General features: G+C 64.4%; 18 protein-coding genes and 1 tRNA gene. 10 read left to right on the top strand and 9 right to left on the bottom strand.

Annotated features, from left to right (window positions below; genetic code table 11):
- Window positions 1-93 precede the first annotated feature (93 nt).
- Together M1P90_RS12370 and M1P90_RS12365 are read left to right on the top strand one after the other, a co-directional pair.
- Window positions 94-2,313 carry a sensor histidine kinase gene (locus M1P90_RS12370; RefSeq protein WP_483702962.1) on the top strand — a complete coding sequence of 740 codons (2,220 nt, stop codon included), beginning with the start codon at window positions 94-96 and terminating at the stop codon, window positions 2,311-2,313.
- A gap of 49 nt (window positions 2,314-2,362) precedes the next feature.
- Window positions 2,363-3,010, top strand: coding sequence for a response regulator (locus M1P90_RS12365; RefSeq protein ID WP_483702961.1), 648 nt, complete (start codon window positions 2,363-2,365; stop codon window positions 3,008-3,010).
- Between the two features lie 60 nt (window positions 3,011-3,070).
- On the opposite strand, the gene M1P90_RS12360 is transcribed toward M1P90_RS12365, so the two are convergent.
- The 5 genes from M1P90_RS12360 to M1P90_RS12340 all read right to left on the bottom strand — a co-directional run bounded on the left by M1P90_RS12360 (window position 3,071) and on the right by M1P90_RS12340 (window position 9,687).
- Window positions 3,071-4,528 (bottom strand): cryptochrome/photolyase family protein, encoded by a 1,458-nt coding sequence (locus M1P90_RS12360; RefSeq protein ID WP_483702960.1) that lies wholly within the window; start codon window positions 4,526-4,528, stop codon window positions 3,071-3,073.
- A 65-nt stretch (window positions 4,529-4,593) separates the two neighbouring features.
- Window positions 4,594-5,682 carry a tetratricopeptide repeat protein gene (locus M1P90_RS12355; protein ID WP_483702959.1) on the bottom strand — a complete coding sequence of 363 codons (1,089 nt, stop codon included), beginning with the start codon at window positions 5,680-5,682 and terminating at the stop codon, window positions 4,594-4,596.
- A 273-nt stretch (window positions 5,683-5,955) separates the two neighbouring features.
- On the bottom strand, window positions 5,956-7,698 hold the full coding sequence (locus M1P90_RS12350) for an ABC transporter ATP-binding protein (protein WP_483702958.1): 1,743 nt from the start codon (window positions 7,696-7,698) through the stop codon (window positions 5,956-5,958).
- Between the two features lie 219 nt (window positions 7,699-7,917).
- Window positions 7,918-8,688 (bottom strand): energy-coupling factor transporter transmembrane component T family protein, encoded by a 771-nt coding sequence (locus M1P90_RS12345; RefSeq protein ID WP_483702957.1) that lies wholly within the window; start codon window positions 8,686-8,688, stop codon window positions 7,918-7,920.
- Window positions 8,689-8,862: 174 nt separating this feature from the next.
- Window positions 8,863-9,687, bottom strand: a complete 825-nt coding sequence (locus M1P90_RS12340) for a LytS/YhcK type 5TM receptor domain-containing protein (RefSeq protein ID WP_483702956.1) — start codon at window positions 9,685-9,687, stop codon at window positions 8,863-8,865.
- A 606-nt stretch (window positions 9,688-10,293) separates the two neighbouring features.
- Between M1P90_RS12340 and M1P90_RS12335 the strand changes: the two genes are divergently transcribed.
- The 3 genes from M1P90_RS12335 (at window position 10,294) to M1P90_RS12325 (ending at window position 12,793) form a co-directional block, all read left to right on the top strand.
- On the top strand, window positions 10,294-11,316 hold the full coding sequence (locus M1P90_RS12335) for a M23 family metallopeptidase (protein WP_483702955.1): 1,023 nt from the start codon (window positions 10,294-10,296) through the stop codon (window positions 11,314-11,316).
- Between the two features lie 444 nt (window positions 11,317-11,760).
- Window positions 11,761-12,555, top strand: a complete 795-nt coding sequence (locus M1P90_RS12330) for an HAD family hydrolase (RefSeq protein WP_483702954.1) — start codon at window positions 11,761-11,763, stop codon at window positions 12,553-12,555.
- Between the two features lie 16 nt (window positions 12,556-12,571).
- Window positions 12,572-12,793, top strand: a complete 222-nt coding sequence (locus M1P90_RS12325) for a hypothetical protein (protein ID WP_483702953.1) — start codon at window positions 12,572-12,574, stop codon at window positions 12,791-12,793.
- 22 nt (window positions 12,794-12,815) lie between these two features.
- Here the strand turns inward: M1P90_RS12325 and M1P90_RS12320 are convergent, their stop codons facing one another.
- A complete protein-coding gene (locus M1P90_RS12320) occupies window positions 12,816-16,283 on the bottom strand; it encodes an ATP-binding protein (protein WP_483702952.1) in 3,468 nt (1,155 codons plus the stop codon).
- Window positions 16,284-16,597: 314 nt separating this feature from the next.
- Here M1P90_RS12320 and M1P90_RS12315 point away from each other — a divergent pair, with 314 nt between their 5' ends.
- Both M1P90_RS12315 and M1P90_RS12310 read left to right on the top strand, forming a co-directional pair.
- Window positions 16,598-17,893: an MGDG synthase family glycosyltransferase gene (locus tag M1P90_RS12315; RefSeq protein WP_483702951.1), complete on the top strand. Its 1,296-nt coding sequence runs from the start codon at window positions 16,598-16,600 to the stop codon at window positions 17,891-17,893.
- A gap of 246 nt (window positions 17,894-18,139) precedes the next feature.
- Window positions 18,140-20,221 carry a VanW family protein gene (locus M1P90_RS12310; protein WP_483702950.1) on the top strand — a complete coding sequence of 694 codons (2,082 nt, stop codon included), beginning with the start codon at window positions 18,140-18,142 and terminating at the stop codon, window positions 20,219-20,221.
- A gap of 67 nt (window positions 20,222-20,288) precedes the next feature.
- On the opposite strand, the gene M1P90_RS12305 is transcribed toward M1P90_RS12310, so the two are convergent.
- The 3 genes from M1P90_RS12305 to M1P90_RS12295 form a co-directional block, all read right to left on the bottom strand.
- Window positions 20,289-21,110: a DUF92 domain-containing protein gene (locus M1P90_RS12305; protein WP_483702949.1), complete on the bottom strand. Its 822-nt coding sequence runs from the start codon at window positions 21,108-21,110 to the stop codon at window positions 20,289-20,291.
- Window positions 21,111-21,170: 60 nt separating this feature from the next.
- Window positions 21,171-21,608: an SRPBCC family protein gene (locus M1P90_RS12300; RefSeq protein WP_483702948.1), complete on the bottom strand. Its 438-nt coding sequence runs from the start codon at window positions 21,606-21,608 to the stop codon at window positions 21,171-21,173.
- 149 nt (window positions 21,609-21,757) lie between these two features.
- Window positions 21,758-21,832, bottom strand: a tRNA-His gene (locus M1P90_RS12295).
- A 268-nt stretch (window positions 21,833-22,100) separates the two neighbouring features.
- Here M1P90_RS12295 and rpsF point away from each other — a divergent pair.
- From rpsF to rpsR, 3 genes are read left to right on the top strand one after another with little or no spacing between them, the layout of a single operon-like run.
- A complete protein-coding gene (gene rpsF / locus M1P90_RS12290) occupies window positions 22,101-22,571 on the top strand; it encodes a 30S ribosomal protein S6 (RefSeq protein ID WP_483702947.1) in 471 nt (156 codons plus the stop codon).
- 51 nt (window positions 22,572-22,622) lie between these two features.
- Complete coding sequence (locus tag M1P90_RS12285; RefSeq protein ID WP_483702946.1) at window positions 22,623-23,075, top strand: single-stranded DNA-binding protein; 453 nt, start codon at window positions 22,623-22,625, stop codon at window positions 23,073-23,075.
- Window positions 23,076-23,129: 54 nt separating this feature from the next.
- Window positions 23,130-23,411, top strand: a complete 282-nt coding sequence (gene rpsR / locus M1P90_RS12280) for a 30S ribosomal protein S18 (protein ID WP_483702945.1) — start codon at window positions 23,130-23,132, stop codon at window positions 23,409-23,411.
- Window positions 23,412-23,463: the final 52 nt, after the last annotated feature.

The raw sequence follows: 23,463 nt of genomic DNA, 5'->3' as shown, positions 1-23,463 counted from the left end.
CTTCTGAATGAGATGTGCCCCGAAGGGATGTGATACAATACATAAGCGCAGTGGGGAAGCTGAGAGAAGAATCATCGATAGCCTAGGTAGAGTGTGCTAGAACAGCCTCTTTCCAATGCCAACTCGTCCGCGCCGGATCTGGCGCGCAACTTGCCGCTCGGCGATCTGCTGGCGCTTGGTACGCAGCTGCGCGCCGACATTCCCCCCGAAGCACTCCTGCAAGAAGTTGCCGACGTTATTTCCACGGTGCTGGGCTACCCGCAGGTGTATGTGCGGCTGCGCCACCCCGACACCGACGAGCTTGAGGCGGTGGCCTTTGCTGGCCTGCCCGAGCCGCAGGTCGCCCATCTCCGTGCGAACCCGACCGCGCCGGCTTTCTACCAGGCGCTGCTCCAGCCGCGCTACCGGCTAAGCGAATCGTACCTGATCCCGGCCGGGCGCAGCGTTGAGCGCGAGCTCCAGCAAGCCAATGGCGCACCGCGCACAACAGGCGCGCGCGACCACGGCATTCTGCTGGTGCCCCTGCGCGGGCGCGGCGAACGCCTGGCCGGCGTGATCTACGTTGAGCCGCCGGCCGATGGCAGCTTGCTTGATCCTTCGAGCATCCAGATCCTTGAGGCGATTGCCCGCCAGGCCGCGCTGGCGCTGGAAAATGCGCGTTTGGCCGCGCGTGGCGCTCGCCTGCTGGCGAAAGAGCAGCTGCTGGCCGAGCTGGGCCGCGATGTCAGCAACACGCTCGACCTCGACACGATTTTGAACCGCACCGTCGAGCGGCTGGAGGTCGCGTTTCAAGGTGGCGCGATCTCGCTGCTGAACGACGCGGGCGAGCTGGAGATTGTGGCCACGGTCGGGCAGATCGACGACGCTGCGCGCCAGGTGCGGCTGCGGGTTGGCGAGGGCATTTGCGGCTGGGTGGTCGAGCGCGGCCTGCCGTTTCTTTCCAACGACACCTGGAACGAAACGCGCGTGCCGCCCGCTGGCCGCGATATCGGCACTAACCACGCGATTCGCTCGTATATTGCCGTGCCACTGCGCACGGGCGGGCGTGTGCTTGGCTCACTGAGCGTCGAATCCGACCAGACCAACGCCTTCACCTATGAGGATGTTGACCTGCTGGAAGCGGTGGCCGCCCAGATCGGCGGGCCGATCTCCAGCACGCGCCTGTACCAGGAGGCGCAGCGCCTGGCCGAGCAGGTCAAGCGCCGCAACGAGCACCTGACCGTGCTCAATCAGGTGGCGCGCATCGCCGTCTCAACGCTTGATCTTGAGCGCATGCTGGCCGCAGTCACGGTGCAGATCCAGCAGGGTTTCGGCTACGGCCATGTCGAGCTCTACCTGGCCGACGACGAAACCCACACGCTGATGCTGGCCGCCCAGGCCGGCACCTTCCGCCCGAACGAGATCGGCTACCGCATCCCGGTGGTGCGTGGCCTGCTGGGGCGGGCTTACCGCACTGGCGCAACTGTGCGCGTGGACGATGTACTGGCCGACGCCGACTATGTGGCCGAAACTCCGCGCGAAACGCGCTCGCAGCTGTGCGTGCCGGTGGTAGCCAGCTCGCGCGTGCTGGCGGTGCTGAACCTTGAGTCGCGGCAGCTGGGCGCGTTTACCAACGAAGGCGTGGCAGTGCTCGAAACCGCCGCCGATGTGCTTGCCAGCGCAATCGAGAATGCCCGGCTCTACCAGCGCGCCCAGGAAGCGGCAGTGCTGGAAGAGCGCTCGCGGCTGGCGCGCGACCTGCACGACTCGATTTCGCAGCAGCTGTTTAGCATGACGCTGACCGCACAGGCGGCGCGCGTGCAGCTCGACAAAAACCCGGCGCGTACCGCCTCGCAGCTTGAGCGCCTGCAAGAAACTGCCGCCGCCTCGCTGGCCGAGATGCGTGCGCTGATCTTCCAGCTGCGGCCGCCCGCGCTGAGCGAGCAGGGGCTGGTTGGCGCGCTGCAACAGCATGTCACCGCGCTGAGCCGCCGCGAAGGCCTGACGATGAACTTCGAGATCACTGGCGAAGAGCGTTTTGCGCGCGGGGCCGAGCAGGCGATCTACCGCATTGCGCAGGAAGCGCTGAACAATGTCGTGAAGCACGCTGGCGCGTGCCATGTCGCGATCACGCTCGACCTGGAGCCCGAGCAGGTTCGCCTGGCAGTGCGCGACGACGGCGCGGGTTTCGATCTCGACTTATTGGAGCTGTCGTTTGGGCGGCACCTGGGTTTGACCAGTATGCGCGAGCGCGCCGCCGAGCTTGGCGGGCATTTCGAGCTGGTTTCGCAGCCGGGGCGGGGAACCGAAATCGTTGTGGTTGTCCCCCGCTAGGGCGCCACGCAGCGTGCAATCGTACGAGCCACAAATGAAGGAGTGGGCCATGGACCGCATCAGCGTGCTGCTTGTTGATGATCATCGTGTGGTACGGCAGGGGCTGCGCGATTTTCTTGAGCTACAGGATGATATCGAGGTGGTGGGCGAGGCGCCAAGTGGCGAAGCCGGCGTGAAGCTGGCACAGGAACTGCTGCCCGATGTCGTGCTGATGGACCTTGTGCTGCCCGGTATCGACGGGGTCGAGGCGACGCGGCGCGTCAAGGGGGTGAGCCCTTCGACGCGCATTATTGTGCTGACCTCGTTTGCCGACGACGATAAAGTCTTCCCGGCAGTGAAAGCCGGCGCGATCTCGTACCTGTTGAAAGACGTGCAGCCCGAGGAACTGGCGCGCGCGATTCGCGCGGCCCAGCGCAACGAGGCCGTGCTGCATTCCGAGGTCGCCGCCAAGCTGATGCAGGAGTTCACCACGCCGCGCCCGGCCGAGGATTCGGTCGAGCAGCTGACCGAGCGCGAGATGGATGTGCTGCGCCTGATTGCCAAGGGCCAGAGCAACAAGGAAATTGCCGACTCGCTGATTATTAGCGAGAAAACGGTCAAGACGCACGTCAGCAATATTCTCAGCAAGCTGCACCTGGCCGACCGCACGCAGGCCGCGATCTATGCGCTGCGCCAGCGTCTGGTGCCGATGGAGTAGGTTTTGCGCGAAATGCGCCGGGTGTGTTCGGGTTCATTTTCCCGAACGCGCCCGGCGTTTTTATTGCGCAGCGTTGCGGGCCTGCCGGTACATCGCCAGCGCGCGTTCGCGCTGCGCCGCGTGGTCAACAATTGGGGCCGGGTAATCGCGCCCGATCTGCACCCCGGCGGCGCGCTGCTCGGCGGCTGGCATGGTCCAGGGCGCGTGGATGTAGCGCGCCGGCACGCGATGGAGCTCGGGCAGGTAGCGCCGCACATAGTCGCCGCGTGGGTCGAACTTCTCCCCCTGGCTGACCGGGTTGAAAATCCGAAAGTAGGGCTGCGCGTCGGTGCCAGTGCCGGCGGCCCACTGCCAGCCGCCATTATTCGAAGCCTGGTCGCCGTCGATCAACATGCGCATAAAGAAGCGCTCGCCGCGCCGCCAGTCGATCAGCAGATCTTTAGTGAGGAACGACGCGACGATCATGCGCGCGCGGTTGTGCATCCAGGCCTCGCGCGCGAGCTGGCGCATGGCCGCATCGACGATTGGGTAGCCGGTGCGCCCCTCGCTCCAGGCCGCAAAATGCGATTCGTCGCCTTCCCATTTCAGCGCGTCGTACTGGCGGCGGAACGCGCCATCGGTGACATGCGGGAAGTGCGTCAGCACCTGGTAGTAGAAATCGCGCCAGGCCAGCTCGCCCACCCAGGTTTCGACCGAGGTTTGCGCGGTGTGTGGCCCCAGGCGCGCGGCCAGCTGCTGGGCGGCGCGCAAACACGCGGCCGGCGCAATGCAGCCAAAGCGCAGGTAGGCCGAAAGGCGCGACGTTGCAGCCAGCGCCGGCCGCTCGCGGCCGTGGTGGTAGCCGGCAATGCCCAGCTCGTTTTGCGCATCGACAAAGGCTGTTAGGCGTTTCTGGGCCGCGTCTTCGCCGCCGGGCAGCAGTTCCTGCTCGGTTGTGAAGCCAAGATCGGCGGCGCTTGGGAGGCCCTGGCCATCCAGCTTTTCGGAAACCGGGCGCATGGCTGGCAGCGCGGGCGGCGGCGCGATTGGCTGGGCATCGACGCGCGCCTGCCACTGGCGGCGGTAGGGCGTATAGACCACGTAGGGTGAGCCGGCCTTGTTCATCAGCGCGCCGGGCTCGACGATCACGGCTTCGTGGAATGCCCGCACATCCAGCCCGGCGTCGCGCAGCGCCTGCTCGACAGCCTGATCGCGGGCGCGCGCGAAGGGCGTGTAGTCGTGGTTGAAGTACAGGGCGCGCGCGCCGCTTTGTTTCGCCAGGGCGCGCAGGGCTGTGCGTGGCTCGCCGCGCCGCACGAGCAGGCGGCTGCCATGCGCGCGCAGCGATTGGTCGAGCGCACGGAGCGAATCGAGCATGAAGACCACGCGGGCGGCGGCGGTGTCGGGCGCGCGCAAGATGGCATCGTCGAAAATAAAGACGGGGATGACGTGGCCGCCGCTGGCGTGGAGCGCGGCATGGAGCGCGGGGTTATCGTTCAGGCGCAGATCGCGGCGGAACCAGTGAATGATGCTTGGCATGCGTGCGCATTCGTCGTTCGTACTGCGCAGAATACGAACGACGAATGCGCAATACGTGCTTTGTACTACGCGTTTACCGGGCTAGAGGATGTGACGAATTCGAGCTGCTCGCGGCACGCGGCAATGCCGGCCGCGCTTTCGGGCGAGGGGTCGTACTGGTACGAGCGCACCAGCGCCTCGCGGGCTTCGCGGTAGCGTTTGAGGATGAACAGCGCCTTGCCGCGATTGAGCCAGAACACGCCCTTGACCTTGGCGTCGGAGTTCGAGATTTCGAGCGCGCGGTTCAGGCATTCGAGCGCGGCCTCGGCGCGGCCAAGCTCGGTCAGCAGCGCGCCCTTGCTGTTCCACACGCGCGCATTGTCGGGCTCGATCTCCAGCGCGCGGTCGTAGCTGGCGAGCGCATCGTTGAAGCGCCCCATGTCGGTGAGCGCCATGGCGCGCCACAGCCAGGCGGCGTGGCTGCGGCTGTTGAGCGAAATGGCGCGCTCGAACAGGTTGAACGCTTCTTCGGGCTGGCTTTGGCGCAGCAGCATCTGGCCCTGGTCGCAGAGCATCTGGCTTTCGAGCTGCGAGGCGCTGCCGCTCACCACCTGAGTCTGCGCGGTGTCCTGGCGGGCCAGCTGTTCGCGCAGGCGCTGCTCGGTTTCGTTCCAGCGCGCGCGATCTTCGGGTTTGTTCGCCAGCAAATCAAGCTGCTGGATGCGCTCGCAGGCCAGCGTAGCAGCTTTCAGCGCGTCGTAGCTGCCGAGTGTGCGCGCCGTATCGACGACCCACTGCGCGAAGGTTTGCAGCGCCACGCGCGCGGGCCGGCGCTCGGCGCGATCGATCTCGGCGGCCTGGGTGTAGGCGGCCAGCGTTTTGGCGAGGTAGGCTTCGTTGAGCTGGTTTTTGTTCAGTGTCAGGCGGGCGCACAGGTCGCCAAGCGCGAAATAATCGTCGCTGCTGGGCGGGCGGCGCTGGCGAGCAGCGCGGCCAAGCGCGCGCACTTCCGGGTGGGCGTCGTTGGCGAAGGCATCGAATGAGCCGCCAATATCGCGAAACACCGCCATGATCTGCGACCAGAGGCCAGTCTGGTCGTCGTCGGGGTCGGTGGCGCCAGGGGTGCGGCCACTCTGGGGTGCCGGTGGGAGGTAGGTGTTGTCTTGGTCAATCATCGGCTTGCTCCACAATCCTACTAATCACAACGATCTGATTTCTTGCGTATTTTGATGGATAAGAACGTCGATAGGCGCTATTTTTTGCCTATATAAATCAGAGGGGGCGGCTATCCACCGCCCCACTGCGTGGGTCGCTCTCTAAAACCATTCCTTGTTTTCCAATAATACCATAGCTCTTCCCGCTGCTCTTGCCCACAAGATGACAAAAAGGCCACGAAAAATCTTACATTCCATACACATTCAGCGCAGCTGGTGCCACAGCGTATGCGCTTAGAGCGCTGGCTGCATCGGGCTGAGCGAGCGTGCGTTCTGCGTGAGCAGCTGCCCAAGCGGGCTGCTGTCGTCGGCGGCGAGCGTTTCTGCGGCGGCCAGCGCCATCGGCAGCTCGATGGTGTCGGCAATTAGCGCGCGCCCCGGGTGGCCCAGGTTCTCCCAGCTACTGTCGAGTATAATGCCGCCATCTTTCATCAGGATGACTCGGTCGAGTGTTTCAAAACAGAAGTCGATGTCGTGGCTGACGACGACGATGGTGCGGCCCTGCGTCGGCAGCTGCTCGGCCAGGTTGGTCAGGCGCGCGATGCTGGCGTTGTCGAGGCCGGCGGTGGGCTCGTCAAGAATGAGCACATCGCTTTCGAGCGCGGCGACGGCGGCCACCGCCACCAGGCGGCGCAGGGCGGGCGGCAGATCGTAGGGGTGCACGTCGGCAAACTCGGTGAGGCCCAGGGCGTCGAGCGCGCGGCCAACCATCTGATCGACTTCGGCGGGCGTGCGGCCAAGGTTGCGCGGCCCAAAGCGCAGCTCGTCGCGCACGGTACGGGCAAAGAGCTGGTTGCGAATATCCTGAAACACAATGCCGACGTGCGGCGCGCAGCGGGCTACCGTGGTTTTGCGCGTGTCGGTGCCGGCTACCGTCACCTGGCCCGCGGATGGCAGCAGCAAGCCATTCATATGGCGCAGCAGCGTGCTTTTGCCCGCGCCATTGCGCCCCAGCAGCGCCACGCGCTCGCCCCGGCCAATGCTGAGCGACACGCCTTTGAGCGCCTCGACGCCGCTGGGGTAGCTGAAGCGCACATTATTGATTGCGATAATGGGTTGAGCGGCGGGGCTTGTGGTGGCAGGCGGCGCGGGTGCGCCGGCTGGCGGCATCGTGGGTGCGGCGTGCCCGCTCGCGTCGCGCAGGCCCTCGACCAGGCCGGGCAACGTGACCGGCAGCGCCCGTTTGTCGGGCCAGAGAGCGGCTTTGCGCGCTGCGGCGGCGAGGGCTGCCGGGCGCGGCCAGCCGATCTTGCGCTCGATCAGAATTGGGTCGGTCAGCACTTCGGGGGTTGGGCCATCGGCAACGACCTGGCCTTCATCCAGCACCACAATGCGCTCGGCCAGGCTAGCGGCCCATTCCAGGCGGTGCTCGGCGAACAGGATGGTGGTGCCCTGCTTGCTCAGGTCGCGCAGCAGATCGGCCAGCTTCTCGATCGTCGGCGGGTCGAGCTGGGCGGTTGGCTCATCGAGCACCAGCACGGGCGGGCGCATCGCCAGGGTTGCGGCGAGCACCAGGCGCTGCTGCTGCCCACCCGACAGCGCGTAGGGCGAGCGGTCGCGCAGCTCGTTCATCTGCAGGGCGTTCAGCGCCCACTCGATCCGCTCCTTGATCTCTTCGCGCGGCAGACCAATATTCTCCAGCCCGAAGCCAATTTCTTCGTACACCGTAAAGCGCGCGCCCGAGATCTGGCTGAAGGCGTTGCTGCCAACCAGCCCAACGTGGCGTACCAGCGCCGAAACTTCCTGCTCGACGACATTCTGCCCGTCGATCTGGGCGGCGCCGCTGAATGTACCTTCGTAGAAATTGGGTACAAAGCCGGCGCACAGCGCGCCAAGCGTGCTTTTGCCCGCGCCCGCGCGCCCGATCACGCCACAGATCTGGCCGGCGGGAATGGCGAGGCTGATATGGCTGAGGGCCGGGCGCGTGCCGATTGCATAGGTAAAGCTGACATCGCGCAGATCGATGATTGGCGGCATGGATTGATTCATCATAAACAAAATGCGCAGTGCGCCGGTTTCGCGGTTTGACGCACTACGCCACTATAACAAAGGGCGTATGCAATACGCCCAGACCCAAAGGACGTATGCAATACGCCCAGACCCAAAGGGCGTATGCAATACGCCCAGACCCAAAGGGCGTATGCAATACGCCCAGACCCAAAGGACGTATCGCATACGCCTGCGCCCGCTGGGGCGCTAGGCAAAGAAGCGATAGACCTGCCAGCCAAGCAGCGCCACCACGGCCAGCAGCATCAGCAGGCGGGCCACGCGCTGCGCGCCACTGTCGGTGAGCTGGCGCAGGCTGGTTTTCGGGCCGGGCGCGGTGTACGCGCGCGATTCCAGCGCCATCGCGCGTTCTTCCACATCCACCAGCGCGCCTACCACCAGCGGACTGATCAGCGGCACCAGCCCGCGAAAGCGAAAAAAACCGCGCTGCGTTTCCAGCCCGCGCGAGCGCTGCGCTTCGAGAATGGCCGTAGCGCGCGCCGACATGTCGGGAATGATTTGCAGGGTGACCAGCAGAATGTAGCCGATGCTGCGCGGCAGGCCGCGCTCGGTCAGCGCATACACCAGATCGGCCGGGTGAGTAGTGCGCAGCAGCAGCAACACCATCGCGCTCATCACCAGCAGGCGCGTGCTGATGATATAGGCGAACAGCAAGCCTTCGCGCATAAGTGTGATCGGGCCGAGCGGCAGCGGCGTGGCATTCGCGGGCGGGAACAGAATCCCCTGGATGAGAAACAGCGAGAAGGCCAGTGGCAGGATGACCCGCAGCAGGGTGCGCAGCAGCGAGCCGGCCACGCCCGCTGCAAAGGCCAGCGCCACGATCAGCACAAACAGCGCCAGCGGCCCCCACTCGCCCGGCAGAACGTAGATCGCCACCAGCATCAGAAGCACCGCCGTCAGCTTGGTGAGCGGGTGCAGGCGGTGCAGAAAGCTATTGCCTGGACTAAAACTCGATTGCATACATTCTGTGCCGTTGCTTGAATTTGCCTGAACCACGGGCGAAGGACGAAAGACGCCGTTACGGCAGTCTGTCGTCCTTCGTTGTCGTATGAACTACCCACAGTGGAAATCAGGGAAGAACGTCAGCATTGCAATCCCTGTTCCCCACACCCTAACCCCTGCGCTGCAAGCGCACTAGCGGCTTGCCGCCGGGCTCACAACAGCGCCGGCCGGGCGCGCGTTCGGGAAGCGCTGGAGCAGGCGCTGCGGCAGCGACTGAATTATAAGGTAGACAATCATAAACGATGTCATTTTGTCGAAGGGATCGGAAACCGTGCCCTGCGCAAACGCCGACGCCAGGATGTTCGCGCCACTGGCGCGGAAGGCCGCCACCAGCGCGTCGGTGCCAGCGCCAGTGATACCGCCAAATACATAGGCCGCAATTGGCGCCGACACGATTGCGGCGACCACGCCTGTGAGCAGCCCAACCAGGCCGGCGTAGCCCGCGTTTTGCAGCACAAAGTAGCCAATCGCCGCGCCAATCGCAATTGCCACCAGAAACACCAGCGGGTTCTGCGCAATCAGGTCGCCGGCGCTGGGCAGCACCACAAAGCCGTCGGCGTCGGTGCTCTGGTTGATGAACAGCAGCACGAACAGTGCCAGCGCTGCCAGAAATACCGCACCGATCACGGCCGACAACCAGCGCGGCGAAGGGCGCTGGAACAAGCGCGCGCGGCCGGCAAAGCCGGCGATCAGGCCAATAATAGCAGCCACAGGCGCAAACCACCACGCTGGCGGATTGATACCGATGAGCGTCCAGATAATATTCGAAAGCGCGCCAGTGATCAGCCCAACCCACGGGCCAAGCAGCGCCCCCGTGAGCACCGTTCCAATGCTGTCGAGGTAGAGCGGCAGCTTCAGCACGGCTACGAGTTGCCCAATGGCGATGTTGATGGCAATGGCCAGGGGGATGAGAGCAAGGGCGGTGCTGTTCAGCCCGCCACGCCGCACGGTGGTCATGGTCCTCTCCTTCAGTTGCATTGCGCCATGCAAATGCATTTCCGAGCGCCTGAGAAAGTTGTGTTAGATTGACACTAATTCGGTGTGACCATTATAGCATAATGCTGAAATCCTGCAACCAAATCTCAACGACTCGCCGCAGGACTAGCCCGGCCACACTGCCAGTAAATAGTTCGCAGCACGTAATTTCACGAGAGTTCTGATAGTATCGAGCTGCAAGCACATATTTTTTACCTGATTTTTCAGAAATCCAAGCATACTATGGCGAGCGCAGGAAACGTTGCTTGAGCCTAACCTTTCAGCGCCTCACTCGCATGCTAACGCACGCTGATGCGCAAAAGCACTGCCTGCGCCGGGCGCGAGCTGCTTGTTCGCTCGGGCGAAATGCTTCACCGGCTCAGCCGCATTCGGCCGATCCATTAAACCGGCGTTAAAATTTGACTTGCGCGATTCCAACATTCATGTATAATCGCGCCACCGATGACACACTGCATTCTAACTCATCAACCGCCTGCAGCCCTGCCGCTGTAGCACGTGTAGTCCGCTTGCGCGCGCCGTGTTTTCGCGTGCGCTGGGATGGCCTTGTCGCCATCAGGAGCGTTTGTATTGCGTCGTTTTTTTCTTGCGCTCGTTCTGTGCGCCGTGCTTGCGCACCTGTGGCCGGCCCCGTCTGCCGGCGCTGCCCCCCTCGCCGATGTTCCCCCGCCCGACCGTTTTCAGCTCCCGTTCCCGATTGGCGATACGTGGACGTTTAATGGCGTGCATGGCGCGCGCCGCGATGCGATCGACTTCAGCGTGGGGCGGCCCTGGCCGCGCTGGCGCTCGAACACCGATGGCATGTGGGTGGTCGCTGCTGCTGCCGGCACGATTCGTAAAACCTCGTCGTGCGGCCTTGAGATCGACCATGGCGATGGCTGGACGACGGTGTACTATCATATCGAGCGTATTGTGCGCGATTCTGGCCCGGTGCAGGCCAACGAACATATTGCGAACGTGGCTAATACGCCGCGCGAGGCCCTGTGTGAAGGTGGCGCCGCTACTGGCCCGCACCTGCATTTTGCCCTGAAGCACAACGGCCAGGAAGTGCCGATCGATGGCCTGGTGCTTTCGGGCTGGCGCATCCACAGCGGGCGCGGCGGCTACGACAGCAGCTGCGCGCGCATGTACCTCGAACGCGGCGACCAGCGGCTGTGCGCGTATACTGGCGCGGTGCGCAACGAAGGCTTGCCGGGTGCGGCGCCAAATCTTGCGCCAGCGGCTGCCCAGGCTGCGCCGCACGCCGAGATCGAGATCGACGCGCTGGCCGAGCAGGCCGGGCAAGGCGACATGGTGTCGCTGCAGGGCTGGGCAATCGACCCGGCCGGAGCGGAAAGCACTGGCGTCGATCATATTCACCTCTACCTCGACGGCCCGGCCGGCCAGGGCCAGTTTCTTGCGGAAGCCCCCTATCATATCGAGCGCGAGGATGTAGCGCAGGTCTTTGGCGACGAACGCTACAGCGCGTCGGGCTTTTTCTACAACTGGCAGCTTGGCGGGCTCGCGCCGGGGCAGCACACGCTCTTCATCTACGCGCACAGCACCGCCAGCGACTGGACGTATGTGACGCGCTCGATCACCATTGCGCCATAGTAGGCGCGTGAACGCGCCGGGGAATAGGGGTTAGGGTTTGGTGATTGCGATGCGCAACCAGGCTTTCCCCTGCTCCAAAACATCATGTGGAACTGCCCTGGCGCAACCTTGCAGAAATCCGTTGCTGCTTGCTGAGACGAAAAATGTGCGACGATTTTGGCGCGGAGCGCCAAAATCGTCGCACAAAAAATAATGAAATTCCTTGCTGCCGCAGGCTAAAGGCCACGCCCCACACTTCACCGCGTAAGTTGTGTCAGAATGAGAAGTCAGGGCTGCACCAAAGTCCCAAATTCGATCCACAGATTACGCAGATGAGAAATCTTTATATCTGTGGAATCTGCGTAATCTGTGGATAGATCTCGCTTCCCATTCTAACGTCGACATGGCCTTGACCAGAAATAGAATTGCGCAAGTTCCTCCGACGAGTCGTGCTATACTGGCGGCATGATCCAGCTAATTATTTCCGATATTGACTCGACGCTGATCGCCCGCGATGGCACCCTGCCGCCCGAAAACGGCCTGGCGCTGCGCGAAGCTGCCCGGCGCGGCGTGCGCGTGGCGCTGTGCACCATCCGCAAGCGCGATTCTGCGCTTCAGATCGCCGAACGACTGGGCGTGGAATGCACGCTTGCCTGTAATGGCGGCGCGACTATTTTCGATGAAGCGGGCACTGTGCTGCATGAGCTGAACATCCCGCTTGAGCTGGCGCGTGAAATGGCCGCGCTGGCCGACCAGCATGAACTGCCGCTGCTGGCCACGGTCGACGAATACAACCTCTATCGGCCTGGCTCGCACCCGGCTGCGCATATTCAGGCGCGTGGCGAAGATGTAGCCGCCATGCTGCCGGCGCTTGTGCGCCCGCCCAGCCGCCTGATTGTGCGCGGCGAAACCGGCGCGGCCATGCTGATGCGCGAATTCGCCCATGCCCCGCTGCGCTTTGTGCGCCACTACCATGCCGACGGCACTCTGGCCGACGCGACAATCACGCATATCGACGCCACAAAAGAATCGGCGCTGGCGTTTTTGTGCGCCGCGTGGGGCTTGCCCGCCGCCGACGTGCTGGCGATTGGCGATGCCGAGGCGGATGTGGGCATGCTGCGCATGGCGGGTGTGGGCGTGGCGGTGGGCGATGCCCAGGCCGATGCGCGCGCCGCCGCCGATTGGGTTGCGCCGCCGGCGGGCGAGGGCGGGGTGGCAGCCGCCGTGCGGCGTTTCTGCCTGGATGACGCAGGGTTATGAACAAGCGGGGAATTGCATGATTTTTGCGGGGAAACAGGCCGCCACGCTCCACGCCGTGCGGCTGGTCGATATTCACGGCACGCGCTTCTACGACATCGAGTACGCCCACGACGACGCGCCTGGCGCGTTGCGCAGCGCGCGCATTGGCACCGAAAGCGCCTACGAAAACCCACGGGCGGGCGATCGCATCGAGGTCAGCTACCTGATGAATGTGGTGACGGCGATAAGCCGGCCCTGAGCGCGCAGGGCAATAAAAGACCCTAGCGCAGCTCGCGCAGCGTGTTGTAGAGCGCCTGCGTTTCCGCCATTGGCTCGACTCCCAGATCCTCTTGCAGCATCGCGACGCAGCGCGTGTACAGGCGCAGCGCAGTGCTGCGCTCGCCCAGGGCAGCGTGCGCGTGCATCAGCAGGCGGTAGGCTTCTTCATGGGCGCGGTCATGCTCCAGAACGCGCCAGCCCAGGCCAATCGCGTCGTGCGCCAGCCCCTCGTCGAGCAGAAGCTGCCCCAGGCGCAGCGCGGCGTCGTTAAACAGCATTGCCAGCCGCTCGCGCTCGACCACACTCCAATCTTCGTACATGTTGTCGGGCAGGTATGGCCCGCCGTAGAGCGAAATTGCGCTGCGCAGGGCCGCAATTGCCGCGCTGCGCTGGCCGCGCCGGAGCGCGCGCTGGCCTTCGGCAACCGCCTCGGCAAAATCCACCACGTCGATCTGGTGGTCGCTGCTGGTGTTAAAGCCAAATGTTTCGCCCTGTTGCAGAATATAGGCGGGCGGCGCACCTTCCGGGCGTTCGGGCTCAAGTGCCTTGCTCAGGCGGTTGATCGTGACGCGCATGTTGTTTGCCGCCGCGTCGGCTTCCATCTCGGGCCAGAGCGCTTCGAGCACGCGGTCACGCGGGAGCATGCGCCCGCGCTCGGTGAGCAGCAGCTGGAAGAGCTGGCGCGCCTTGCTGCTGCGCCAGTCGCGGTCGCGCACTTCGGTGTCGCCGCGCCAGATCGTAAATGCGCCAAGCGTGCGCACGCGCAGCTTGTAGGGCGGCCGGTAGACAATCCGGGCAAGGGCGTGGTCGGCGGCCTGGCGCACGGTATTGCTGCGATCTTTTGCCAGCGCGCGCAGTGCGGGGTAAGCCGCCGCCGTGCCAAGATCGCCCAGCAGCTGCGCCACATTGGCGCGCACAGCCGGGTCGGTCGCGTCGGTCATGCTGCGCAGCAGCTCGAATGCCTGGTCGGGCAGTTGCTGGCGCATCACCAGCCCAATGCTCTCGGCTGGCAAGCCCGCGCGCAAGCCCGCCACGGTCACATCGCTCAGGGCGGCGGGCGGCAGCAGCGGCAGGTAGTGCTGCCCATCGGCGGTGAAGATTTCCCACCCTGCGGCGAGCGCCTCCTGGCGCGTGCCAGTGTCGCCGGACAGACCAGCCAGGTAGGCGGTGTATAAGTGTGCGCAGGCCAGGAAGAGTCGGTAGCCGCGCGCCTGCATCTGGCTGACAGTTTCGCGCGCCAGCGCAAGCGCTTCTTTGGGCTTGCCACCTTCCCCCAGCACCAGCGCCAGCAAGAGACGCAGGCGCAGGTCGGGCGCCGTGGCCTCCGCTTCTTCAAGCTGGCGCAGCACCGCGCCCACCGAAGCCTGCGCGCGCTGGCCCTGCCCGCGCAGCAGCTGGCTGTACAGGTCGAGGGCTTGCAGGCTGGCCAGTGGCTCAAGCGCGCCCATGGCGTGAAATGCGGTGCGCGCCTGCGCAATATAGGTTGCAGCCTCGTCGGCGCGCCCAACCAGCAGCAGCAGCAGCCCCAGTTGGCGGGCGCTCAAGCTGGCGCTGCCGTCGCGATAATAATCGCCCAGGTGGCGGTGCGAATCGAGCGCCAGCGACGCGGCTTCGCTGCTTTGCCCTTGCAGCTCAAGCGCGAAAGCGCGGTGGCGCAGCAAGTTTTGGCGCAGGCGGTCGTCGCGATCGACCTGTGGCAGGCTTAGCGCGCTATCGATGGCGATCAGGGCGTCGATCGGCGCGCCGAACTGGTTGTGAATTGAAGCGACGATCATGGCAAGCTGCCAGTGCCAGGCGGGCGAGAGCGGGTGGCCACCGGCCTGGCGCGCCACACGCAGCGCCGCGGTGTGCCGCCCTTTGGTGTAGAGCAGCGCCGTCACACACACCAGCGCCGCCCCGCGCGACCACGCATCGCGCAGCTGGTTGGCCGAGCGCACCGCCTGAATACAGCAGGCCACAAAGCTCGGCGGCCGGCCCCGCAGATACAGCAGCGCCGTCAGGTCGGCCAATGCGCGCAGCTCGCGGTCGAGCTGGCCGCCCTGGTGGTAGCGCTCGGCGGCCTGCTCAATTGCGCTGATGGCTTGCTCGGGCTCGTTGACGATCTGGCTGTAGCCCCACATGTATAGCAGCTCGGAGTCGTGCTGGCGCATGTCGCTGGGTAGCAATTCGAGCCAGCGCCGCACCGAGTCGCGGCGGGGCGATTGCAGCAGCGGCCAGGCGCGCTCGCGCAGGGCGCGCGCCAGCTCGTCGGTGGCGCCGGCGCTGGCATAGTGGTGGAGCGCTTCTTCAAGGTCGCCGCGCGCTTCCTGGGCCTGGCCAAAGCGGCGGTGCAGCGCGCGGATGTCGGGCACGTTCGGCGCTTCGCCCGCTTCGTCGGCATTTCCCTGAACTGCCAGGTTTGTGTTCAGCAGCAGCTCGCGCCAGAGCGGGTGGAAGCGCAGCATGTCGCCGCGCTCGTCGAGCGGGAGGATGGGCAGGCCAAGCGCCTGCGCGCGCCCCAGCAGGTAGCCAACATCGTCGCGCTGGAGCACATCGCCCAGCAAATCGGCGTCGAAGCGCTCGGGGATGGCCACCAGCCGCAGGAAATCGATCAGCTCGGCGGGCAGATCGGCCAGCACCTCGGTAGCAAGGTAGCGCAGCAGCTGTTGCTGGCTGCCGGCCAGCGCCTGCACGAAATCAGTGCGCCGTTCGGTGGGCTGGCTGGCCAGCGCGCGCGCGGCAAGCTGGACACTCAGCGCCCAGCCCTCGGTGCGCGCGAGCAGCACCGTCAGGTCGGCATCGCTCAGCGCAACGCCCTGCGAGGCCATCAGCTGGCGTGCATCGCCAACCGAAAGATGCAATTCGCGCTGCGACAGCTCAAGAATCCGGCCCTCGGTGCGCATGCGCGAGATCGGCGCAAAGGTTGGGGTGCGGCGCGCGGCTACGACAATGTGTAAGGTGGGCGGCGCGGCGCGCAGCAGGTAGCTTAAAATCTGGCCGATCACCGCCGAATCCATCACCTGCTGAAGGTCATCCAGAAACAAAAAGGTGGTGGTTGGCAGCATGCGCTGCAAATCGCTGCACAGCGCGCCCGCCACCAGCGGCCAGTCGCGCTGCATGTTCGAGGCGCCCGAAAGCACGCGCCAGGCTTCCTGCCCAAGCTGCGGCTCAATGCTCTGGAATGCGCGAATCAGGTAGGCCAGGAACATCGCCGGGTAGCGCTCGCCGCGATCGAGCGAAAGCCAGCACACAGGCGCATTGGTACGCTGCAAATCGGAAACCCACTGTGAGAGCAGCGTTGTTTTGCCGTAGCCAGCCGGGGCGATCACCAGCGTCAGCGGATGCAAGCGCACTTCGGAGAGCAGGGCTTGCAGATCAGGCCGGAGCAAAACGCCATCGCGAAGTGGCGGTGGCGTCAGCTTGAGCGGCAGCAGCGACTGGGCTGGCTGGGCAGATGATAGCACTGTGGACGCGGCCTGGGGTTGAAGCATAATCCCCCCGCAGGTGCCCAAGAAGCTAATCCAGTGATTGTGGATTATAGCATACTGGCGCAAGCTTTACACGATCGTGCGTGGTATGGTAGGATAGCGGCATTGAGGTGAGGACGACATCCGGCTGCACTGCTGCATTTCTGTGAACCGGTGTCGCGGTTCGTGTTGGCTCGTTGGCGCGGTAACGATTGCCGCAGGTTCATGCCAGCCGGAAGAGAAGGGTTGCGGGCCAGCTCTGGCCCATGCGCGGCGGGCCGCAAGGCCAGGCCTGCACAATGGGATGATGATGCGCCGCCGGCTGTGAGGAGCCTTCCGTGAGCCAGACACCAAATATTCTGTTTGCTATTTCCGATACCGGCGGCGGCCACCGTGCCGGCGCCGACGCGATCAATGCTGCGCTTGCCCAGCTTTCGGGCGAAAGCACCGAGCGCCATATCGTCGATTTGCTCACCAGCACGCGCCTGCCGCTGGTGCGCGATGCCCCCGACCTCTACGGCCAGCTTTCGACGCGCTGGCTGCCCGTGTTCGATCTCATGTTTCAGGTCACCGACGGCCCGCGCCGGGTGGATGCGCTGACGCAGTTTGTGTACCTGACTGCGCATCGCAACATTGTGCGCGTGCTCGAAGAAACCCGCCCAAAACTCGTCGTTTCGGTACACCCGCTGGTCAATCGGCTGATCGGCAATGCCCGCGCCACGTACCGCCTGTCATTCCGCTTTGTCACGGTCGTGACCGACCTTGTGAGCCTGCATTCTTCCTGGGCCGACCCGGGCGCGGAGCTGTGCATTGTGCCGACGCAGGAAGCCTACCAGCTGCTGCTGAAACGCGGCTTCCCGGCCAGCAAGCTCGTTTGCACCGGCTTCCCCGTGCACCCGAAATTCGCGGCCTACCCTGGCACGCGCGCCGAGGCACGGGCGGCGCTGGGCGTCGAGGCCGAACCATTCACCGTGCTCGTCACGAGCGGCGGGGTGGGCTCGGGCCAGCTGCGCGACCTTGTGCTGATGCTCGATCAGGCCTACCCCAATGTGCAACTGCTGGTGGTGACGGGCAAAAACGCCACGCTGCGCGCCGATCTTCAGGCGCTGGGCTTGCGCCCTTCCATCCATATTTATGGCTTTGTGGACAACATGGAAGTGCTGATGGCCGCCAGCGATATTATTATCACCAAGGCCGGGCCGGGCACGCTGATGGAGGCGCTGGTCATGCGCCGCCCGGTGATCGTCACCGAGGCCGTGGGCATGCAAGAGCGCGGCAACATCGACTTTGTGCTGAATCACGAGCTTGGCGCATTCTGCCCAACGCCCGACCGTATTGTGCCCGCGATTGCCGACCTGATGGACCCTGCGACCTACGCCGGCACGGTTGCGCGCCTCGCCGACGCCGTGCCACGCGATGGTGCCAGCCAGATCGCCCAGATCATTCTCGATCAGCTGCAGCTGGCCCCGCCCACCCGCAAACGCCGCCTGCGCCTGCCATCAATTGCCGAAATCAGGCGTATTGGCGGCGCGCGCCTGCATTTGCCGGCCGCGCGCCTGCGTGTGCGCGCCATCCCTTTACGCCTGAAACCAATCCGGCGGCTGCCGCGCTGGCGCAATCGGCGCTCGCACTAATGGTTTGCCGCTATTTGGTGAAGAATATTTCACGCAGAGATGCGGCCCTGCTTAGTTTTCTTGTGGCCTAGAACTTGCTTGTAAATTGTAAGCAATTTTCATCTTCCAGTCATTGACACAGCATGTGTCTTTCGGCTATAGTGCGGTGAAAGCTGATTAACCCCATCCAGTGCGATCTATCGCGCTGGTGTGCCCGCCCGCTCGTAATTGGTCCCGAGAACTGTCGCAGATGTTCTGGAGGCTCATGTGTCTGCTGAAGAGCTGTTTTCTGAGCGAGGGCTAAATCGGCACTCGCCTCGCGAGTCATACCCGACCCGCCAACTCCCCGCCCACGAGATCACCGACCGCCCGGCCGAAATGCCGCGCCTGGGCGGCCCGCCGCCGGCCCCGCAAGCTGCCTGGCAGCCACCGCGCCGGGGCATCCACACCAGCTTCTACGTCGTCATGACCTTGCTGGTGCTATCGCTGGCAGGCGCGGGCGGCGGCCTGTACTACCTCGACCGTTCCTACCAGGGCAAAATCTACCCGAATGTCACAATACAGGGCTTGCAGGTGGGCGAAATGACGCCGCAGCAGGCGGAAGATGCCTTGCGCGCGCGCCATGCCGATTTCTTGCAGCACCCGCTAACACTTTCGGTCGGCAGCCAGCAGTTCCAGCCGAGCCCCGCCGATATTGGCGTCAGCTTTGATTTTCAGGATGCGGTGAGCAGCGCCTACCGCGCTGGCCGCCAGAACGGCCTGATCGAAAACCTGCAGGAAGTGTACGCGATCTGGCAGAACGGCCTGGAATTGCCACTCCATGTGTCGTTCGACCAGAACAAGCTGCGCGAGTATGTTGCCGCCAATACCGCCGCGCTTGAGCGTGCGCCAGCCGACGCCACGCTGCGGCTCGATGGCGTGCAGGTGGTGACGCAGCCCGCCACGACTGGCCGGCAGGTGCTGGTCGATGCGACAGTGGCGCAGATTATGCCCACACTCACCGCCCTGCAGCCGCAAACCGTGGCCGTGCAAACCCGCGACGTCGAGCCGCGCCTGAATGACGCAGCGGTTGCCAGTGCCCGCCAGCAAATCGAAGCGATGCTGCAAGCGCCATTCACGCTCAAAGTCGAAAAGAAAGAATACACCTGGCAGCCCAGCGACATCGCCCTGATGCTGAATATCGCCCGCGTGCCAGCCGACAGCAGCACCGACCGCGTGGCGGTGGCGCTGAACCCCTACCACCTCAACAAGCGCATCGTTGAGATGGCGAACGAAACCGGTCGCGGCAGCGTGAACCCGCGCGTGGCCTGGAACGACGGCAACCTCAAGATCATCAAGCCGGGCAAGCCGGGCCTGCGCATGGACGAAAGCCAGGCGCTCACCGACATTCTGGCGGCGATTGGCAGCCCGCAGCGCGAGCTGGCCTTGCCGGTGCGCGAAGTCGCCCCGCAGGTGACGGAAGCCAACCTCAACCAGCTTGGCATCAAAGAGCTCGTGTCGGTTGGGCGCAGCGATTTCACTGGATCGGCAGAATATCGCATCCACAACATCGGCGCGGGCATGAACCTGCTGCAAGGCATCCTGATCGCGCCGGGTGAAGAGTTCTCGTTCAACCAGAATATTGGCGATATTGACGAGCGCAATGGCTTTGTCAAGGGCTATGCGATTATTCAGAATCGCACCCAGCTGGAGTTTGGCGGCGGCATCTGCCAGGACTCGACCACGCTGTTCCGCGCGGCGTTCTGGGCTGGCCTGCCGATCACCGAGCGCTGGGGCCACTCCTTCTATATCAGCTGGTACGACCGCTACGCGCTTGGCCCACAGGGTAATGGCGCGGGCATGGATGCAACGATCTTTACCGGCGGGCCCGACTTTAAATTCGTGAATGACACCGGCAACTGGCTGCTGATGCAGAGCGCTTCGAATGCACGCACTGGCGTGGCCGAAATCGCTTTCTACGGCACCAAGCCGAACCGGCAGGTTTCGCTGACGCGGCGCGTGTACAACCAGATCCCCGCGCCAACTGAGCCCCAGTTTGTGGCCGATGCCGAGCAGCCGCGCGGTTTTAGCCGCCAGAGCGACCATTCACGCGGCGGTATGACGATCGACGTCGTTCGCACGATCATTGACAATGGCGTGAAGCGCAAACCCGAACTGTTCCAAACCAAGTTCCGCGCCTGGCCGAATATTTACGTCTACAACCCGGCTGATTTCGGCCCCGACGGCAAGCCGACCTTTGCGCCCGGCGCAAACCCCGGCGCAACACCGCCCCCCGCCCCGGCTGAGCAGCCCGCGCAACCCGCCCCCGCTGACCAGCAGCAGCCGGCAGCGGCGACAAGCAACGGCTAGGTTTCCGCCACTACTGAATCGAAACGCCGGACTGGCAAGGCCAGTCCGGCGTTTTGTTTGCTGGTATCTACCCGCCGAGGGTGCGGCCAAGCGCAAGTGCCGCAACACCACCAAGGAGCGAGCTGAGCATGTTCACCATATCGTTGTTCATCCAGCGCCAGCCACGCATGCTGGCGAGCGCGTGGCCAGCACTGTCGGTGCGGCGCTCGGTTTCGCCGCCACTGGCCGTGCGATAGATCGCCTGAAGCGTCGCGCCAAGCAGGCTGTCGGCCAGGCTGCCAGCCGTGCCGCCAAGCAGCGCGGCCGGCAAGGGCAGAAACGCCCACGCGCCATGCTCAGCGCGGTACAGCAGCACCAGGCACGCGCCAATCAGCAGCGCGCCCGCCAGCGAGGCACCCAAACCCAACGCCGTCACCCCGCCCGAGGTGCCGGGCGCGACGCGCCGCCCGCTGGTGATCAAGCGTGGCGGCGTTGGGCTCAGCACGCCCAACTCGGTGGCCCAGGTATCGGCCGTGACGGTTGCCATCACGCCAGCAAATGCCAGCAGCAGCGCAAGCGGCTCGCCAGCAAGGCCATAGACGAGCGCCAGCAGCGCGCCCGGGCCGCCATTCGCCAGTGTTTGCCACAGGTCGCGCCGGCCACCCTTCTCGAATTTCTCGCCAGCAAGCCGCTGCTTCTGCGCCTGCCGAACATGCGACAGCGCGCTCGAACTGACGAAAAACGCCAACAGTGTCGCGCCCCATGTCCATCCGCCAAACCCAAACGTCAGCGTACCAGTGATGATTGCGCCAAGCCAGCCGCTGGCGCTGAGCGAGTTGCGCCGATAGGCCAGGCCACCGATCAGCGTGCTGAGCACCAGCCCGGCCAAAATGCGCCGAACATCTATCACAGTTGCGTCCTTGTTGCGGTGGTTCCGCGCCTATGATACCAGAGCCAGCACGCCTCCCTGCTAGGCGCGCACCGCGCCAGCAACGGCCAGCAGTGCGGCTTCGAGATCGGCGGCGACCATGCGCTCGACCTCGGCGGTGGGCACGAACGCGGCCAGCGGCCCCAGCAGCGGCGCGAGATCAAGCGAGAGCGTGGCGTGCAGGTCGGTTGCGTCACCGATGGGCAGGATCTGCCAGCGCGCCTCGACCGGCACCGGGCGGGGCGCGGCGAACACAACCTCGCGGCCATCCTGCCAGCGCACTTCGCCCTCGCTGCGCAGCGTACCAAACGGTCCCAGCGCCATATGTGTTGCCACGCGGGCGAATCCTGGGTGCTGCTCCAGCAATTCGATGCGGCGCACGCGCGGCAGCAGCGCGGCAAGCCGGTCGGGCTCGGTGAGTGCCGCAAACACGGCGGCAGGCGGCGCGGCAATGCGCCGCTGGCGCGAAACACGGATCATGCATGGCCTCATTGGCTCAAGGAATTCCAGCAATTGTATACGCTAGTACGCAAGGCTTTGCCTGCTGGATCGCTCGGGCTGCGCGGGGATGCGCAACAAAACGCCCTAGCAGCAATCCTGCGCTAGGGCTGAGTGGAGCAAATTTTTGCTGGGGTGCCTGACGGGTTTCGAACCCGCAACCTCCTGAGCCACAGTCAGGCGCTCTGCCATTGAGCTACAGGCACCACGTCCCAGCGCCGAAAAGTATAGCATAGGCCCTGAGAAGCGTCAAATCCAGGAGCTGGTATTTTAACCCTGCTCCGCACTCTTGATCGCCTGCGGTTGTGAATGCTCTGCGCCAAGAACAGCGCGCACGGCACCAGCGTTTGCAGCAGTGGCGCGCCTGTGCTATAATCTCCCGCCGTAATCGAATCATGCTTCTGCTCCCCTGCACCTACACGCGACGCGCAATCGAGTAGGCTATGACAGGGGGGCAACACCACAGGAGGAACAATGCGCGAGCGTCGGCGTGACTACGAAATGCTGTTCATTATCTCGCCTCTGCGATCGAGCGAGGAAGAGATCACCAACGCGATTAATCGCGTGCGCCAGTCGATCACCGCTGCCGGCGGTGAGGTGACGAGCGTGGACCAATCCGCACCCTGGGGCCGCCGGAAATTCGCCTACCCCATCCGCGAATATGCCGAAGGCGAGGCCAGCCGCCGCCCTTTCAACGAGGGCTTCTACGTGCTCTGTCATTTCAGCCTTCCCACGACGCAGGTCGTAACGCTTGAGCGCGCGCTCAAGCTGAACGACTCGGTGCTGCGCTACCTGATGACCCTGGTGGAAACCAAGTCGGCCACTGCGCCGGCGGTGGCTGCCGTGTCGGTGGGCGCGCCAGCCAGCGATGACGCTGCGGATGATGAGGACGCTGATAGTGGTGCTGATAACGACGACACCGACACCGACACCGACGAAGAGTAGCGGGCTTTGGCGCGCTGCCTGGCGTTGGGCGAGCGCTGACGAAAGGTAACGATGATGGCCAAAGATCTCAATAAGGTCATGATCATCGGTCGGCTCGGCAAAGATCCCGAAATGCGCTACACCCCCGGCGGAAGCCCGGTTACGACGTTCAGCGTCGCGGCTGGCCGCCAGTGGAAAGATGGCAGCGGCGATATGCGCGAGGAAACCGAGTGGTTCAACATTGTTACCTGGAATAAGCTGGCCGAGATCTGCAACGAGCATTTGCGCAAGGCGAGCCGCGTCTATATCGAGGGCCGCCTGCAAACCCGCCAGTGGCAGGATCAGGATGGCCAGACGCGCTACCGCACCGAGGTGATCGCCAGCGATATGATTATGCTCGACGGTCGCGGCGCGCGTGAGAATATGCCCGAGGATGATTTCGATCATCGGCCGGCCCCGCGCAGCGTAAATTCGCGCTCCGTTGATCGGTCGATCGATATTGGCGACGAAGACATCCCTTTTTGATACTGATCGCAGTGTGCTGACTGCCGCTGCCCATATATGTGACAGAGGTTCCCAATGAGTGATACCCGACGGCGTGGCCCGGGTGGGCCTGGTGCAGGTGGCCGGCGCAAGTTCATCGCCCGGCGCAAGGTCTGCGGTTTCTGCGCCGACAAAATCCGCACCGCCGACTACAAAGATATCAAGCGCCTGCAGCGTTTTGTCTCCGATCGTGGCAAGATCCTGCCGCGCCGCCGCACTGGCACATGCGCGCGCCACCAGCGCAGCCTGACGGTTGCGATCAAGCGCGCTCGCCACATGGCGCTGCTGCCCTTCGCTTCCGCACATACCCGCGGCTAGCGCAGGCGCTGCATAGAGGGTGCCGCCAGCGTTTTTGCATCGTCTCTGGCTC

The sequence above is a fragment of the Kouleothrix sp. 19917 genome, from assembly GCF_057073505.1.
Note: the sequence above shows the minus strand (reverse complement) of the source record. Positions and strands in the feature narration are given on the sequence as shown.

Excerpts from the sequence above, each read along its gene's own strand:
- M1P90_RS12350 (WP_483702958.1), bottom strand. The coding sequence starts at position 7,698 with ATGCCGCCAATCATCGATCTGCGCGATGTCAGCTTTACCTATGCAATC.
- M1P90_RS12330 (WP_483702954.1), top strand. The coding sequence starts at position 11,761 with ATGATCCAGCTAATTATTTCCGATATTGACTCGACGCTGATCGCCCGC.
- M1P90_RS12320 (WP_483702952.1), bottom strand. The coding sequence starts at position 16,283 with ATGCTTCAACCCCAGGCCGCGTCCACAGTGCTATCATCTGCCCAGCCA.
- M1P90_RS12325 (WP_483702953.1), top strand. The coding sequence starts at position 12,572 with ATGATTTTTGCGGGGAAACAGGCCGCCACGCTCCACGCCGTGCGGCTG.
- M1P90_RS12345 (WP_483702957.1), bottom strand. The coding sequence starts at position 8,688 with ATGCAATCGAGTTTTAGTCCAGGCAATAGCTTTCTGCACCGCCTGCAC.
- M1P90_RS12355 (WP_483702959.1), bottom strand. The coding sequence starts at position 5,682 with ATGATTGACCAAGACAACACCTACCTCCCACCGGCACCCCAGAGTGGC.
- M1P90_RS12285 (WP_483702946.1), top strand. The coding sequence starts at position 22,623 with ATGATGGCCAAAGATCTCAATAAGGTCATGATCATCGGTCGGCTCGGC.
- rpsF (WP_483702947.1), top strand. The coding sequence starts at position 22,101 with ATGCGCGAGCGTCGGCGTGACTACGAAATGCTGTTCATTATCTCGCCT.
- M1P90_RS12340 (WP_483702956.1), bottom strand. The coding sequence starts at position 9,687 with ATGACCACCGTGCGGCGTGGCGGGCTGAACAGCACCGCCCTTGCTCTC.
- rpsR (WP_483702945.1), top strand. The coding sequence starts at position 23,130 with ATGAGTGATACCCGACGGCGTGGCCCGGGTGGGCCTGGTGCAGGTGGC.
- M1P90_RS12300 (WP_483702948.1), bottom strand. The coding sequence starts at position 21,608 with ATGATCCGTGTTTCGCGCCAGCGGCGCATTGCCGCGCCGCCTGCCGCC.
- M1P90_RS12360 (WP_483702960.1), bottom strand. The coding sequence starts at position 4,528 with ATGCCAAGCATCATTCACTGGTTCCGCCGCGATCTGCGCCTGAACGAT.
- M1P90_RS12365 (WP_483702961.1), top strand. The coding sequence starts at position 2,363 with ATGGACCGCATCAGCGTGCTGCTTGTTGATGATCATCGTGTGGTACGG.